Annotated in this window: 15 protein-coding genes; 6 read left to right on the top strand and 9 right to left on the bottom strand. The window is 47.3% G+C overall.

Features of this window, described 5'->3' with window-relative positions; all coding sequences use genetic code 11:
- Nucleotides 1-88: 88 nt before the first annotated feature.
- The 5 genes from OM978_RS01565 to OM978_RS01545 all read right to left on the bottom strand — a co-directional run bounded on the left by OM978_RS01565 (nt 89) and on the right by OM978_RS01545 (nt 2,695).
- The gene (locus tag OM978_RS01565; RefSeq protein ID WP_264344951.1) at nt 89-631 is read right to left on the bottom strand and encodes a phage tail protein; all 543 of its coding nucleotides are present in this window, start codon (nt 629-631) and stop codon (nt 89-91) included.
- Between the two features lie 11 nt (nt 632-642).
- The gene (locus tag OM978_RS01560) at nt 643-1,164 is read right to left on the bottom strand and encodes a phage tail protein (RefSeq protein ID WP_264344949.1); all 522 of its coding nucleotides are present in this window, start codon (nt 1,162-1,164) and stop codon (nt 643-645) included.
- Nucleotides 1,165-1,176: 12 nt separating this feature from the next.
- Complete coding sequence (locus OM978_RS01555; RefSeq protein WP_264344947.1) at nt 1,177-1,695, bottom strand: phage tail protein; 519 nt, start codon at nt 1,693-1,695, stop codon at nt 1,177-1,179.
- 73 nt (nt 1,696-1,768) lie between these two features.
- Nucleotides 1,769-2,053 carry a DUF6916 family protein gene (locus tag OM978_RS01550; protein ID WP_264344945.1) on the bottom strand — a complete coding sequence of 95 codons (285 nt, stop codon included), beginning with the start codon at nt 2,051-2,053 and terminating at the stop codon, nt 1,769-1,771.
- Between the two features lie 132 nt (nt 2,054-2,185).
- Nucleotides 2,186-2,695, bottom strand: a complete 510-nt coding sequence (locus tag OM978_RS01545; protein WP_264344943.1) for a GNAT family N-acetyltransferase — start codon at nt 2,693-2,695, stop codon at nt 2,186-2,188.
- 134 nt (nt 2,696-2,829) lie between these two features.
- On the opposite strand from OM978_RS01545, the gene OM978_RS01540 reads away from it, so the two are divergent.
- Nucleotides 2,830-3,597 carry a hypothetical protein gene (locus OM978_RS01540; RefSeq protein WP_264344941.1) on the top strand — a complete coding sequence of 256 codons (768 nt, stop codon included), beginning with the start codon at nt 2,830-2,832 and terminating at the stop codon, nt 3,595-3,597.
- Here the strand turns inward: OM978_RS01540 and OM978_RS01535 are convergent.
- The 4 genes from OM978_RS01535 to OM978_RS01520 all read right to left on the bottom strand — a co-directional run bounded on the left by OM978_RS01535 (nt 3,570) and on the right by OM978_RS01520 (nt 8,782).
- Nucleotides 3,570-4,682 (bottom strand): hypothetical protein, encoded by a 1,113-nt coding sequence (locus OM978_RS01535; RefSeq protein ID WP_264344939.1) that lies wholly within the window; start codon nt 4,680-4,682, stop codon nt 3,570-3,572. The two genes, OM978_RS01540 and OM978_RS01535, sit on opposite strands and share 28 nt — an antisense overlap.
- The gene (locus OM978_RS01530) at nt 4,682-6,664 is read right to left on the bottom strand and encodes a phytanoyl-CoA dioxygenase family protein (protein WP_264344937.1); all 1,983 of its coding nucleotides are present in this window, start codon (nt 6,662-6,664) and stop codon (nt 4,682-4,684) included. Before OM978_RS01530 ends, OM978_RS01535 begins: the two co-directional genes overlap by 1 nt.
- Entirely contained in the window at nt 6,645-7,097 is a 453-nt protein-coding gene (locus tag OM978_RS01525; RefSeq protein WP_264344935.1) for an aspartyl/asparaginyl beta-hydroxylase domain-containing protein, read from the bottom strand. Before OM978_RS01525 ends, OM978_RS01530 begins: the two co-directional genes overlap by 20 nt.
- A 233-nt stretch (nt 7,098-7,330) precedes the next feature.
- Nucleotides 7,331-8,782 carry an FG-GAP repeat domain-containing protein gene (locus OM978_RS01520; RefSeq protein ID WP_264344933.1) on the bottom strand — a complete coding sequence of 484 codons (1,452 nt, stop codon included), beginning with the start codon at nt 8,780-8,782 and terminating at the stop codon, nt 7,331-7,333.
- Nucleotides 8,783-8,943: 161 nt separating this feature from the next.
- Between OM978_RS01520 and ylqF the strand changes: the two genes are divergently transcribed.
- The 5 genes from ylqF (at nt 8,944) to OM978_RS01495 (ending at nt 14,302) form a co-directional block, all read left to right on the top strand.
- The gene (gene ylqF, locus OM978_RS01515; RefSeq protein ID WP_264344931.1) at nt 8,944-9,879 is read left to right on the top strand and encodes a ribosome biogenesis GTPase YlqF; all 936 of its coding nucleotides are present in this window, start codon (nt 8,944-8,946) and stop codon (nt 9,877-9,879) included.
- A gap of 41 nt (nt 9,880-9,920) precedes the next feature.
- Entirely contained in the window at nt 9,921-11,585 is a 1,665-nt protein-coding gene (locus OM978_RS01510) for an amidohydrolase (protein ID WP_264344929.1), read from the top strand.
- 109 nt (nt 11,586-11,694) lie between these two features.
- Complete coding sequence (locus OM978_RS01505; RefSeq protein ID WP_264344927.1) at nt 11,695-12,444, top strand: TrmH family RNA methyltransferase; 750 nt, start codon at nt 11,695-11,697, stop codon at nt 12,442-12,444.
- 86 nt (nt 12,445-12,530) lie between these two features.
- A complete protein-coding gene (cysM, locus tag OM978_RS01500; protein ID WP_264344925.1) occupies nt 12,531-13,412 on the top strand; it encodes a cysteine synthase CysM in 882 nt (293 codons plus the stop codon).
- On the top strand, nt 13,412-14,302 hold the full coding sequence (locus OM978_RS01495) for a DMT family transporter (protein ID WP_264344923.1): 891 nt from the start codon (nt 13,412-13,414) through the stop codon (nt 14,300-14,302). Before cysM ends, OM978_RS01495 begins: the two co-directional genes overlap by 1 nt.

Here is a 14,302-nt window from a genome sequence, read left to right as displayed (position 1 = left end):
TTTTCTCCAGTATGAAGTTTTTTAGGGTTTAAGTGTTAACTCAAAAAAAGGACCTGAATATCAGGCCCTTGTTTAGCGTAACACCGTTTTAGTTGCGCGGTGGAAAAACACCATACAAAGCAATACAAAATGGGATAGCAAGAAAAGGCTGACGGTTTTCATGAGGTAAGCCGCCACCTGTCACTCCCAGCATAGTTGGAGCTAAAGTAACTAAAGTATTGGCTACACTGCTGTATGCCTGTTGCAGAGCGCCACTCGCTTGTTTGGAAATACTCAGATAACCACCAGCAGCCGCATCAGTAACACCAGGTACTCCAGCCATTTTTACTGTCATCAGGTGGTTGTGATTCGGTAGTTCAGTGATTAATAAAGTGACGCTGGCACTGCCACCTGTTTCACCTAAATCTCTGGGTGTTAAGCCTGGTCCAGAACCTTGTTGCATCAACGCATTACCCTGTAAATTGGGTAATCCGAAGTTCGTAGTACCATTGCCACCATAATTCACGCCCAATATAGAAAACAAAGCGGTGTTTTGCTGAATAGGGATCAGTTGTCCTGCACAGTAAGCATACTGATAAGGAGCAAATGAATAAGGGAACTGTCGTATTTCCCCCACATAAGCATCAGACATAAAAATTCTCCTTAGTTACGTGAAGGGAAAATGCCTTGCAGGCATAAAATAAAATTCAGGCATAAAAACGGCATCATATTGTCGTGTGGCTGGCCTCCTCCCACACTACTGACCGCAGAAGCCAATAAAGAGTCGGTGCGGTTGGCTATGGTGCCCGGCGCAATATAATGGGGAGCCATACCTATCATTTGGCCTGAGGGTGTAGTTAAAGTAGCCGTCGTATTAGAAACCTGCACTGCATGACTGTGCGCAGGCATAGTTGCCGATGTTAAAGTAACAGTTTCAGTGCCATAAACCTGTCCCAGAACACGAGAGGTTAACCCAGGGCCATTGCCCTGACCTACAGGCACTCTGCCCCGGGCGTCCGGTAAATTAAAGGTATTTACTCCATCCCCGCCATAAGTGGTACCAAGTAATGCATAAAGCGCGTCATTTTGTGAAATAGCTAAACTTTGTCCGTTACACAAAGCCCAGTTTTGTGGTGCAAAAGTTCCGGCAAACACCCGAATTTCACCCATATAAGCTGCAGACATGTTGAGATCTCCTTAGTTACGGGATGGGAATATGCCCTGCAAAGCTATTGCAAAACGCAATACCAGGCTGGGTTGAAGGTTGGAATGCGGAGTTGTAGAGCCCGCCGGTGCAATAGCATCTGCAGCTAACAAAGCCAGATTTGCATCCGGTGCCACATAATAATAACCTAAATCAGGCACAGCACAGATATTCGGCCCAGCCGGAGGACTAGGATTGCTTGCAGTGCCTGTAGTATTTTGCGCACTGAACATGTGATTATGCTGGGGGATTTGTGTCGGCAATAAAGTGACGTTTTCAACACCTGCGACCTGACCCGAAACATAACCATTGCCTGTGCCAACAGGAGTACGACCGCGATAGTCTGGTAATGCAAAGGTGGTAGAGCCATTGCCACCAAAAGTTGTTCCAAGTAACGAAAACAATGCCTGATTCTGATTGATGGCCATAATTTGGCCTGCACAGTCCGCCCAATGCCGTGGGGCATAGGTTATGGCGAACATTCTGACTTCACCTATATAGGGTTGTGACATAACTATTGCTCTCCTTTTTTTGTTGGAGACACTATCAAATCAGGTGCAAAGCCCGGCTCACCTGAGCGCAGTATCATTTTTTGCGTGCGACCACTATCTGGTATTTGTCTGCCGCATAAGGCGACATAAAAAGCTGCACTTCACCAAAAGTTTCATGACTAAATAAATAACTGCCGCTAGGGCAATGCACCGCTTTGTCACTGATCAGATCAACTGAAAAAGCGTCGTAATCCGGATCCGGCACCTTGGGTAATGAAACTTTTTCTACCTTCAGCTCAACAACGTTATTACTGCCATCTTTTAACTGAATAGACTGTTCAACCAAATTCACTAAAGTTTCGAAGTTAAATTTTTCCATCAAAGTTCCCAAATACTATGACCCTAATGCAGCACCGAAACAGCTTAGAAAAGCAAATGAATAAAAGCCAGTAAAAATCTATATTTTTTAATAAGTTGAATTTTTTGTTCCCTTGTAAAATGGAGTAAAAACTCAAACATGGATAGCGCGTAATGCCGGCGGATACCAGATCATCCGTTCATAAGGCAGCTGAATTTCGTCGGTGACAAACCCCAGTTTCTGATACAAGACCCTGGCCTGTACATTGTTCTGCAACACCGACAAGGTCATAGGGGCTGCAATCATAGCAGCGGCTTGCTGGAAAGCCTGGATCACAGCCGCCCCCAAGCCTTTGCCTCTGGCTGCAGGGATTAATGCTAAATCAATCAGATGTACTTCATTATGACCAAAATCTATGGTGGCTTTACCAATAGATTCCTGATGCTTTTCAATGACGAAATACATGGCATTAGGATAGGCATTGCCGTAGCCCTGAGTTTGAGCTCTGAATTGCATTTCAATGAGTTCAGCTTTTTGATCTTCAGAGGCATCCAGCACCAGCAAGTCTTCGCGGGTCGACTGATACAGTGATTCTAAAAATAGCTTGTCGTTGCCCGACGCTGGCCGGACCGACAACCCATCAGGCAGGTTAAGTTTTTGCATAATAGAAGTGCCTTGTTTTATCTTATATTTTACTTCAGCATACCCAAGCATGTTCCTGTTTACCAGAACCCAATGTATTGCTTTCGGACACTGGCGCAGCACCAGTCTAATGCATCAATCAAAAGGAAATGTCTGTGACCGCTTATTTTGTATTGTCCACCGGACGTTGTGGCACCCAATGGCTGACCGAAACTTTACAGCACTGGGGTGAAGATTTTGTGGTGCAGCATGAACCTCTGCATTTTGGCTACCGGCCTGATCTGAATACAGTGCAAAACCCCCTGCTGGCTAATACTGAGATACTGGAAAAGCATCTGACCTTTATCAGACAGCAACTGGAGGGTGGCAAAAGCTATATCGAAACAGGTTTTCCGTGCTGGCGGCATCTGAACTGGTTTAGACAACAACTCGATTGTCCTGTCAGAGTGATCCATATTCACAGAGGCCCGCTGGATACTGTGGCTTCGTTACTAAAACTGAATGCCTTTGTGCCGCCATTTTTGCCACATTTACCCATCAAGAATCTTTATTTGCCGGGGGCTGAACAAGCTCTGCTGCATAAATACAAAGAGTTATGGCCCCTGCTGAACCCTGCGGAAAAAAATCTCTGGTATTGGGCGGAAGTGCAATGGCAGGCACTGAACTATCAGCAGCAATGGCCTAAGCAGGACTGGCTTAGTCTGAGTTTTAGTCAGCTGTTTTCAGAGCAAAGTAAGCAACAACTGGCAGCGTTTTTGTGCTGTTCAGCCCCTGAGTTCTGGCCAGTTTTGGATAAAGTGGATCAGTTTGGTCTGGGTTTAGTGCAAACCTCTGCTGGGTATCCTCATTTAAGTCAACTGCAGGAAATTTCTGCGTTGGCAACACAGTTGGGTTATCAATCGCCTTTTGCCAATAACAGCTGATACAAAGGTTGTAGCTCTGAACGGATCAGCTCTAACTCTGCCGGACTAAAAAGCTCTTCTGCTGATTTTTTAGTGGATTGAAAAGGTACGCCCTGCTGTTTTGCATCAAAGTGCCGGAAATCCTGCCACAGCTTTTGCTCTGCATCCGTTAGCTCCAATCCGGCAATCCGGGCTAATTGCCGTGGTGTGCTGTCTTTTAACTGCTCATAACTCAGCACTGTACAGTCACGTTGTTGCCGCAATGCATTCATCAGAATAGCCATGCGCTGTATCACCTGAATTCTATAGTCCAGCAAAGAGGCTGATTGATCAGACTCTTGCCAGAGTGCAGGTTGTTGTCTGACCATATGACGGCCCGCCAGATGATGGTGAGACGCCAGCACAGCTTCGGGTTGGCGGATTAAACACAACACCCCGGCTTTCGGATACAAGTTTAACCAGACAGGCCAATGTTGCAGATCCCAGGCATTGCATTTAATCACCAACTGCTGCTCATGGTGGCGTAAACGCCCTTGCAAACGTAACACCAAATCCAGCAACTCTGGCTGTTGCCCGGCCCAATAGGGGTCATTCAACAGATCGCTCGCCAACATAGACTCGGATAGCACTTTAACCTTTTGCTGTAAGGCAAAACTGCCGGAAACCAAAGTGGAGCCACATCTGGACCAGTGAAAAATCAGCATGGCAGGCCGCACTGCAGGTACTGTCAGGCGTTGGGGTATTAACTGTTCAAGCTCACTAAAAGGTTGGATCAGCTGCGCCAGCAAACTCTGACGACTCAAAGCTATATCTTCTTCAAAAAAAGGCAAAGAAGGTTTCAGGAAAGCCGGAGCCCAACGCACAATTTTACGCTGAGCCTGATACCCATAAGGTTGCCAGCATAAGCTAAAAGACGCCAGTTCAGGACAAAATGGCTGCTGGTTCTGCTCTGCTAAAAAACGCTGTAATTGCTCAAAGTTAAGTTCAGGCCAGTCTAAATACTGCCGCATCAAGGCGACAAACTCATCCAGCCCTTCCAGTTGCCATAAAGCCTTCAGCCTGCTGGCATCATGCAATAAGGAGTGATACAAACTGACTTTTTGCATCAATCCACCAAAGGATACATATTGATGTAGTGCACCATCCGAGGCCATTCAGCAGTATTGCGGCTGGCTCCATGAGGCAGGGCCTGATGCCAGATAATTAAATCACCCGCTTTGGCCGCTATGGCTTTGACAGGCCAGTCTGCCCAGTTTTGCTGCTGCAGTTCAATCGGGTCTTTGTTTTGGCTGTTAATCCAGTGATCAATCTTCAGATGAAAACCCGGCACACAACAAAAAGCACCTTGTTGCTCTGTGGTGTCTGTTAAATACACCAGCCCCTGAGTCGCAAAAGGCACAGGGGCTATCAGTTCAACATCCCAGTGCAAATCAGGCCCTGGGAAACGCCAGCTTTTAGTTTCAGGTGGATTAAAACTGACCCTGTCTGTGGTCATCACTAAATCCGTACGTTGCCATAATTGTTCATACACCTTGCGTATCAATGGCTGTTGCCTGTTGGCATCGAGCACAGGGTGACGGAACAGCTGCAGCATGATTTTTTGCATTTTATCTGTGCTTTGATACCAGCTGTCCGGTTGTGCCGGGTCGGCCTGCAGATACTGCCAAATGACATCACAACTTAGTTGGCATTGCTCTTTGCTCAATACAGCAGGGATCACCAGATACCCCTGAGTCTGCCAGAACTCCAGCTGAGCTTCGGTTAACACTTGCGGTAATTCCGTCTGAGTGTTGCTTTGACTTAAGGATTTGAGTTGCTGGTTTATCCTGGTTCTTACCGACAAATCCGACACATAAGGCTGCAAGAAAGCAACAAAGTCGCTCAGCCTGCTACAGCTATGCAAAGCCTGAATACCTGGCTCCAGCCCTACACCACAGAGATCAAGCACCGCCTTATCCAGTAACCACTCGTCCGGGAACTCCGCATCAGCTTGTCTGCGCTTTTTCAGCTGTGTTTTTTGCCAGAGTCGTTTAGCGTGAAATACACCAGCACAGCTTATATCCTCACTGCTGACCAGTTCAGGCCACTGCTGTTGGTACTGAAACTCAAAATCCGGATAAATACCCTGCTGATACTGAAACTGCACAACAGAGCCCGAAGCCAACATCAGCCCGGATTTATAGCGTGGCATTGTCAGTTGCGACTGATGTTCCCGCAGCCAGTATGTTTCATACACCTGAATATCAGTGGTGAGTTTAAGATCCACAGGACCAGGTTCAAACTCTGGTAACGACCACTGACCGGAAAATGCGGATAGATCTCCTGCAGCCAGTGCAGTGGAAAGTTGCTTGTCCAGCGTAAATAAAGGCCCTAAGTAATGCTGTTGTTGCCGCCCCTGCTCCCGCCATTCCACCCAGGCATCCAGTTTAATTTGTTGCGGGATCAACTGACCTTTAGCAGTAAGAAATTGCTGTAAATGGCTGAAAATCTGCACTTGAGGTTCCTGCTGCAGCAAATGTTTCATGGTCTCAGATACAATCAGATCAAAGGCTGGTTTAGGTTCGGGTTGCCATAAGGTAGCGTCTACACAAACCCAATCCGTGATTCTGTCTGACAGGCCAAAGTGCTCTGTCAGTGCTTTAAAACTCTGTAAAGACTGCGGATGAATATCCAAAGCCGTGACTTGCAACTGACTGGCATCAAATACAGCTAATAAAGGCAAAACCAGCCAACCCAATGGGCCTGTGCCCGCATACAGCAGCTGCACTGGTTGGTCTGGTATCTGCTGTAACTGGTCCAGAATGGCCTGATGCAAGCCCTGAATAAAAACACGGCCCCTGTCCGGGTCTTCAGCGCATTGTGCTGCAGTAGTCGGGGATACAGCTTTGCCATAAGCCGTGACAGTAGCGCCGGAATCAATAAAAATAGCAGGATGTAAGTCGAGTTCAATCTGCTGACATAGCGCATGCAAAACAGGATCAATGAGCTGCTTAGCCTGGCCTGTTGAACTGCACTGCAGCAAAGCTCCGGCATAAAGCGCCAGTTCTGTGCGGCCAAATTTTGTCGGATTACCCAGCTGATCGGGCATACACCTGCTCCTTTAACCAATCGTTGGCTTCACAGTCAATCACCAGATTAATTCTGGCCAGAGCGCCTTTATTTTCGACCCAATGCGGTTGGTCGGCATTGATATACCACAGCTCACCTTCTTGCATAGGTACCAGCTGGTCTGCGACATAAAACCTCAATTCAGGATTAGTTTGTAGCGGCAGATGCAGACGGGCTTCGCCACGTTCCAGACACAAACCATGATCGCGGTGAGGTTTAATCAAAGCACCAGAGTCTAAGCGCATTAAGCGCACAGATTTGATCGACAGAGGCAATTGCTGCAGGAGGTTTTTCAGGCTGGGCGCCTGATCCAGCAAAGGTAAGTCCTGCCACTCTTCGCTATCTTCAATAGCAAAACTTTGCAAAATGGCGTGGGAATGCTGATGTTTGGCCGCACAGCGTAACGCCAACACATCCCACCCCCCTGATAGTCAGTTTTATTGACATGGGAACACCAGTGTTGCTGCGCCAGCAGTTGCAATTCCTGCTGCATCTGCGGCAAATGTTCCACTTTGGAGATCAAAGAAAACAGGCAAAGGCTCATAGCTAAGTTATTCTTTTTATTCTATAAAGAAATCAGCCTAGCATAAAAAAGGAACATTGCTAATGGCTTCACCTCAGGATCTTAATTTGGAACCAGCTCTGCTTATTGCTGCAAAATAAAATGCAGCTGGTTGCGCACCGCTTCCGGATCTAAATGGGTAAAAGGCAAAATTAAATCCATTTTGCCGTTCTGATCCAAATCGGCTGTGGACGCCAGCATTCCGTTCAGAGGTATCGCCTGTTTTAATCTGATACTTTTACTGCTGAATAATTTTTCTTTGGCGCTTTGATACAGCTTCAGATGGTCTTCATCCCCTATCAACAGCAAAGCCGGAGCCTGCTCTGATACCAGAGCCTTTAGTACAGGTAAATTGACCTGTGCATTGCCAATACTGACCTGAGCTGTGGCATCTTGCCGATACACAGGTTTATCCGGGAATTTGCCACTTTGTAGTTGCGGGAAAAATTGCAGCTCCATGTTGGCAGTGCCTGCTAACAAAGCCCGCACTAAAGTACCAATACCAAATTCAGCAGCAGGCGTGAAGAAATCCAGCCTTTTATCGTTGTTTAAGTCGGTAAATACAGGTTCGGATTGAATACCTTTGGTGTTGATCAGCGCATCGGGCTTGACATTAAACTGCAGACGGCCTTCTGTAGTTTTACCATAATGGATACGGTAGCTATAGCTTTGCTCCACTGCATCGGCAAATTGCTCCTGGCGCACTATCAGGTCGGCGATAGTATCGTTATTTAAATCTTTCACATCATACAATCTGTTGATAGATAAACCTTTAAAGCTGCGGCCATCACCACCCCGCACTTCAGCTAAAGCGTCAGGTGTTAAGCCAAGCCCCAGCTCTACAGTCTGAGCCTCTGTAGAAAAGCCAGTTTCAGTTTGCAGATACAACAGCAGGCTATCGTCTATTGCAAAAGCGATGTCAGTGCGGCCATCCGCATTCCAATCCAGAAAACGGGCTTCCCGCCCGGTATAATCCGGGTCTTTATTAAAAATACGGGCTTGAGCATCTACCGCCAAAGAGAATTTACTAAAACTACCATCCTGTTGCTGCAGATAGACATGATGAGCATTAAAGTCCGGCACTATAAAGTCGGATAAACCATCGTTATTAAAATCATAAACAAAGTCCAGTTTCAGCAATCGTTTGCCATCCACAGTGCGATACAAAGATTCAGTATTCAGCAAACGCCGCCAGCTGCTGTCTTGTGAGTTAAAGACACTGATGCCTTCAGTCCCCAATACCACCAGTTGCTCATTCGGCAGGCCTTTCACCTGAGCTTTATTAAAAAACTGCGCCTGTGTTGGAATGGGAACCTGTTTTGCGCTGTTTGTGGTTAAGTCGACCCAACTGAGCCAGCGACTGTCGGAAGAATGACCAGATTGCAACAAAGCTTTGGCGTCGGGAATAAATAAGCTATCGCCATTAGCCGGATGTTCCAGCTGCACCTGAACTTGCTTAAACTCCGAAGCCATTAATGGTTCAGCGCTCCAAACTACTGTGGCAACTAAAGCAACGAGATACTTCAACTTCATCATTCCCTGTGACTCCAATTTGTGCAATACGAGATTCTTCTGCGTTAAAAGCTGCTAATCGGAGGTTTAAGCCGGAAAAAAGTTCCTGCACCTCCTGATAACAGCGTAAAATATTGAATTGTTTCCTGTTCCAACCGCGATGCGGCTAACCCAAGAGAGTTTTTATGTCGATAAACTGGTTCCCAGGCCATATGCACAAGGCCCGTAAAGAAATTGCCGAGGTAATGCCACAGGTCGATATCATTATCGAAATGCTGGACGCCCGCATTCCTTTTTCCAGTGAAAACCCTTTGGTGCCAGAGCTACGCGGTGACACTCCGGTAATTAAAGTACTGAACAAAGCTGACTTAGCAGACCCTGCGGTTACCGCTTTATGGGTTGAACGCTTTGAACAGGAAAAAGGCATTAAAGCCATTCCTATTAGTCAGCAAAACCCTGAACAAATCAAGGCTTTGTTACAGCTTTGCAACCAGATGCTGCCAGATCGGAATTTAGATATACGGGGCGCCCGCGCCATGATTATGGGTATTCCTAACGTAGGAAAATCAACCATCATCAATACATTAGCTGGCCGCACTATCGCCAAAACCGGCAACGAAGCAGGCGTGACCAAAATTCAGCAACGTATTCGTTTAGACAATAATGTGATTTTAACCGACACGCCGGGCTTTTTATGGCCAAAGCTGAGCCCAGCCAGCTGTGGTTATCGTTTAGCCGTGACAGGTGCCATTAAAGACACAGCCTTTGATTACGCTGATATCGCTATTTTTGCCGCAGATTATTTACTCAAAGCCTACCCACAACAAGTAATGGCGCGTTATCAGCTAAAAGAGCAGCCAGAAAATGACGTCGCCTTGCTGGATGCCTTGGGCGAACGCCGTGGTTGTATGCGTAAAGGCGGTGTGGTTGATTTACAAAAAGCCGGATCAATTTTAATTACTGAACTTCGAGCCGGTCTGTTTGGCCCTGTCAGTCTGGAAACGCCAGACATGGTGACAGAGGAATTGCACAATGCTAAGTTAGAGGAAGCCGTCAGAGCTGCTGAAAAAGCCGAGCGGGAAAAAGTCCGTCAGCAAAAAGCTAAGAAAAAATACCGTTAGCCCGGCAGGTCCGGCGACGGACCAACCAGGGAATTGTTGCTATGCGTTTTTTTACTTCTTCAATCTTCAGTCTGTTATTCATTGCCAGCGGCTCGTTATCAGCCGCTCCTGTAGTGCTGCACAATATTCAGGGTTATGGCTTTGATGACAAAGGCCAAATCGCCGAATTCAGCCATTTTGTGTTTGATAATCAGACTGGAAAAGTATTGGCTCGTGGCGATAAAACCGCAGTTGAGGCCTACAGCAAAGCAGAACAAATTGACGGTAAAGGTCAGACTTTATTACCTGGCCTGATTGACGGCCATGGTCATGTGCTGGGTTTAGGCCAAAATTTGAATCAGGTCGATTTGCGCACCAGCAGCAGCGAAGCTCAGGCTGTGGCACAAGTGGCTGCTTTTGCTAAAGCTCACCCACAATCGCAATGGATTTTAGGCCGTGGCTGGAATCAGGTGCTATGGCCAACCCAGCAATTTCCAGGCAAAACCCTGCTGGATGAAAGTATTAAAGATAAGCCAGTCTGGTTAACCCGTGTAGACGGTCATTCCGGCTGGGCCAACAGCAAAGCGCTGCAACTGGCAGGCATCAGCAAAGAAACTATAGATCCACCAGGCGGTGAAATAATCCGTGATGCAGAAGGCAATCCAACAGGTGTATTGATAGACAACGCTATGTTATTGCTGGAAAAACAAATTCCACAGCAATCTGAAGCTGAACGTTTAGCTGCATTAGATGCTGCTTTTGAGCACTTATTGGCTTTAGGTATTACCTCGACTCATGACGCTGGTGTCGATCAAGCTAACCTGCAAAGTTATAAGCAGCTGCGTAAAGACAACAAACTACCTCTGCGTATTTACGCCATGTTATCGGCTACAGATCCGCATTTGGCCGACTGGTTAAAAGCAGGTCCTATCCTGGACAAAGACGATATTTTTGTCGCCCGCTCAGTGAAAATTTATGGCGATGGCGCTTTGGGCAGTCGCGGGGCAGCTTTAATAGAACCGTATTCTGACCAGCCTGGCCAAAAAGGTCTGTTTGTTACCCAGCCAGACAAGTTAACAGCCGTAATGAAGCTGACACTGGACGCTGGTTTTCAAACCAACGTACATGCTATAGGTGATTTAACTAACCGCCTGGTGCTGGACAGGTTCGAACAACTGGCAAGCAAAGAGCAGTTGGAACAAGGCCGTCACCGCATTGAGCATGCGCAGATTGTTTCACCTAAAGATATTCCACGTTTTGCCCAGCTGCATATTTTGCCCGCTATGCAACCGACTCACGCCACCTCAGATAAAAATATGGCAGCCGATCGCTTAGGCATAGCCCGTTTACGTGGCGCTTACGCCTGGAAGACTTTTGTTGATCAGGGCAGCCGCATAGTGGCAGGCTCAGATTATCCGGTGGAACTGGCAAATCCTTTTTATGGTATTCATGCCGCAGTGACCCGTCAGGATCAGCAAAATCAACCTGTAGGTGGCTGGTTGCCAGAACAGCGCCTGAGCTTAACTCAGGCGTTAAAGTCTTTTACTGTAGACGCGGCTTATGGCGCCTTTCAGGATCAAAGCATGGGCTCGTTAGTACCGGGTATGTGGGCTGACTTTATTTTGGTCGACCGCGATATTTTCAAAGTAGCCCCAGAAACTTTATGGCAAACCAAAGTGCAACAAAGCTGGGTAGCAGGACAACAAAAATACCAGGCTTCGATGTAGGTTAAAAAATTGTAGGGGCTGGGCTTATCCCCGCCCGTCTCGCCGGAAAATTTATGTTCGGAAGAAAAAGAGCAGTCAACGCGGCTGCGGCTTCAAGTAAGAAGGGTTTATGATTAGTCAGAAATGGTCGAAGCTTATTCGGTCCCTGCAGCAAAAAAAATACCGTAAAGCCGAACAGCTGTTTTTTGTCGAAGGCGAAAAATCTGTCTTGGAATTGCTGCATAGCTCCTGGAAAGTGCGGGCAGTCTTTGGCACTGAACAGTTTTTGCAGCAACACCATGCTCTTTGCTCTAAAGCCGATTTGGTACAGCAATGCACTGAACATGAGTTAGTGCAGGTCGGTACTTTTAACAGTAATAACGCCGCTTTGGCCGTGGCTGAAATACCAGTAGCTCAATCATTTAAAGAGCAGCAAGGCGATTGGGTACTGGTGCTGGATCAAATCAATGACCCGGGCAACTTAGGCACCATCATCCGGGTCGCCGATTGGTATGGTATCCGCCACATCCTCTGCTCTGCTGACACAGTGGATTTATACAACCCCAAAGTGATCGCCGCCGCTAAAGGCTCATTTTTGCGGGTGCAGATGTTTTATCAGGAGTTATTACCGTTATTAGAGCAAAGCAAAATGCCGGTTTATGGTGCTTATCTCGAAGGTGAATCGGTGCATCAATTAAAGCTCAGTAAGGCTGGTGGTTATCTGGTGATGGGTAACGAAGCCAATGGCATTAGCCCTGCACTGAAACCAGTGATCAGTCACCCTGTGACCATCCCAAGCTTCAGCGATACCGAGTCACTGAATGTGGGCATCGCCACTGCTATTTTATGCGACAACTTTAAACGTCTTTCTGCATCTTAGTGAGTCTGAGTTATAGCGGATCCGTCTGTAAGCATGAAGCCGGATCCGCTACACTAAGCGCAATTTCTTCTGCCCGCTGAGGTTTTATGTTCCCTACCCTCGAAGATCACGTTGGTCAGACCCCTTTGGTGCGGCTTCAACGAATGGCCAATCACACTCAAAGCACTGTGCTGTTAAAGCTCGAAGGCAATAACCCAGCCGGCTCAGTCAAAGACAGACCTGCTCTTTTTATGTTGCAGCAGGCAGAAGCCCGGGGGGACATCAAACCGGGCGACTGCCTGATTGAAGCCACCAGTGGCAATACCGGCATAGCTTTAGCGATGGCCGCTGCCATAAAAGGCTACAAAATGAAGCTGATTATGCCGGACAATATGACGGATGAGCGTAAGGCATCAATGCGGGCTTATGGCGCCGAGCTGATACTGGTCAGTAAAGAACAAGGCATGGAATATGCCCGTGATTTAGCCAAACAAATGCAGGCTGAAGGTGCGGGTTTAGTGCTGGATCAGTTTAATAACACCGACAATCCGGCGGCGCATTTCGCATCTACCGGACCTGAGATCTGGCAACAAAGTCAGGGTAAAGTAACTCATTTCGTCTCCAGCATGGGCACTACTGGAACCATTATGGGGGTGTCGCGTTATCTGAAGCAGCACAACCCTGATATTCAAATCATAGGGTTGCAACCAGCCGAAGGCAGCAGCATTCCGGGTATACGCCGTTGGCCAGAAGCTTATTTACCCGGTTTTTATGAAAAGCAGCGGGTTGATCAGATCATTGATATTACTGCCGACCAAGCCTTAGTCACTATGCGTCAACTGGCGCAGCAGGAAGGTATCTTTTGTGGTGTCAGCTCAGGTGGTTCTGTTTATGCGGCATTACGCCTAGCTGAACAGTTGGATAACGCCGTGATAGTGGCCATTATCTGCGACCGCGGTGATCGTTATTTATCTTCAGGAATTTATTAGTGCCTTTTGAATACTTAGCTTTATTGGCTGCTGTGTGTTGGGCTGTCGGCAGTTTGTTATCTGCCACAGCCTCCAGTCATTTAGGTGCTTTTGCTTTTACCCGTTGGCGCCTGGCTTGCGCAGCCAGCATGTTATGGCTCTGGGCTTTTTTCAGCGGTGGCTTTACAACTTTGGCTTTACCTCAATTACCACTTTTGGCCATCTCGGCGCTTATTGGTATTTTAATTGGTGATACTTCCTTATTTGCCTCAATGAACAGGTTAGGGCCACGCCGTGCCGGTGTGTTATTTGCCACTCATGCGATGTTTTCGGTGTTGCTGGCCTATCTGTTTTTAGGCGAATCTATTTGGGGTTGGACCTTGGTCGGCTGCGGTTTGTTAAGTTCAGGGGTAATGACAGCCATAGTGCTCGGCCGCAGAGCCGAAGAACAACATCATTGGGAATCGAATCAATCCCAACTTCGCTCTGGTATAGCCTTAGGTTTAACTTCAGCTTTATGTCAGGCCGCTTCGACCTTAATGTTAAAGCCCTTGATGGAAACTGACATCGATGCGGTCAGTGCTTCTGCAGTACGAATGACAGTCGCCTTATTTGCTCATCTATTGCTGTTCTGGGCAGGATTTAAAGTGGCTCGGGTTTATTTACCTATGACGAAAAAAGTATTCGCCATGGTGTTTGTGAATGCGGGACTGTCGATGGTGATTGGTATGACGCTGATTTTACAGGCGCTAAAAACAGGTGACGCTGGTTTAATAGGTATGTTGTCTTCGGTTAGCCCTGTACTGGTCGTGCCTTTATTGTGGCTGGTTTATAAAAGACGCCCTGCTTTAGGAGCCTGGCTAGGTGCCAGCCTGACAGTAGCTGGCACAGTGCTGATTTTGTGGCACTAG

Source organism: Rheinheimera sp. MM224 (assembly GCF_947090785.1).
Classification (GTDB): domain Bacteria; phylum Pseudomonadota; class Gammaproteobacteria; order Enterobacterales; family Alteromonadaceae; genus Pararheinheimera.
Note: the sequence above shows the minus strand (reverse complement) of the source record. Positions and strands in the feature narration are given on the sequence as shown.